The organism is Nocardioides ferulae (assembly GCF_003660455.1).
Lineage (GTDB): Bacteria > Actinomycetota > Actinomycetes > Propionibacteriales > Nocardioidaceae > Nocardioides > Nocardioides ferulae.
In genome coordinates, this window is record NZ_QZVR01000057.1 from 1 (window position 1) to 1,228 (window position 1,228).

The 1,228-nt window shown below is 65.4% G+C and carries 1 protein-coding gene; it reads right to left on the reverse strand.

The window, feature by feature from the left end; translation table 11 throughout:
* Positions 1–492 precede the first annotated feature (492 nt).
* A complete protein-coding gene (locus D6B71_RS22395; RefSeq protein ID WP_206051930.1) occupies positions 493–1,089 on the reverse strand; it encodes a DUF305 domain-containing protein in 597 nt (198 codons plus the stop codon).
* Positions 1,090–1,228: the final 139 nt, after the last annotated feature.

The following is a 1,228-nucleotide window of genomic DNA, read 5'->3' on the forward strand; positions in this document are numbered from 1 at the left end:
GGGCGGCGACTGGATCCGGCGCCTGGCTCGCCAAGGAGACAGCGGGCCAGATCGCGACACCCAGCGTTGTAGCCATCCCGACCAGCACAGCTCTCCGCAGTTTCGCCCTCATTGCGAACTCCTCTCTCGATTTCGACACCCCTAGCCTGACTACGAGACATAAAGAACTCGTATGCTTCCTCTGTGCCGTCGATGTCGTCCTAGGACCCGGTGACAAGGCCAATGCGGGCGCCATACACCTGCTGCGCGACGCCATCGAGGCACTCCTCCCGCCGTTCTGGCCCCGCCTGTCCGGACACTCAGCGGTCTTCGCATGTTCGGCCCAGCCGGCACTACGGATACCCGATGTTGGCCGAGGGTGACGCCGCACAGGAACGGGGTCAGACAGAAGGCGTGCCGCCGGACTGGCGTCGGGGGGTGTGTCCGGCGGCACGCCGGCCCGGGCGTGGCGTGCGGGTCCAGTCCTCGCCACATGGGCCTTCTCTGGCGGGCCTAGGGCTCCAGGAGCTGCTCCATCTGGATGATCTCGGCTTGCTGATCGCGGATGATCTTGCTCGCCATGGCGTGCGCGTGCGGGTTCTGCCCATCTTCTAGCTCCACTTGAGCCATCTGGATGGCGCCTTCGTGGTGCTCGATCATCATCTCGAGGAAGATGCGGTCCCAGGCTGCTCCGGAAGCGCCCTTCAGGTCGTTCATCTCTTCCTCGTCCATCATGCCGGGCATGGTCCCGCCGGAGTCGTTGCTCATGTCTCCGTGGTCCATCCCGGCCATGTCACCGGAGGGCACGTCCTCGCCCCAGGACTCGAGCCAGCTTCCCAACGTGTCGATCTCAGGCCCCTGGGCCACCTCGATGTTCTCAGCAAGCTCCAGCACGTCCGCGCTGCTCGCCCGTCCCTGGGCCAGCTGCGCCATCTCGATCGCCTGCTCGTGGTGGGGGATCATCTCCTGAGCGAAGCTGACGTCGGCGTCGTTGAACTCGCTCTTGCTGGGCGTGCTGCTCTTCGCCTCGTCGTCCGAGCCCTCTCCGCACGCGGTCAATGTCAGGCCCGCGGTGGCCATCAGGGCAATCACGGCCAGCGTCTTCCTCATCATGAGATCTCCATCGTGTGTGTCATGGCCGCACGCCGAGGCGCTTCCCGTCCTCACGATCCTGCTGTCCGCGAATGGAGTTGTGGTTCCCCCCGAATCGTGGAGGGCTTCTCTATGCGGCTTCCCGGTCGGGGGCCGC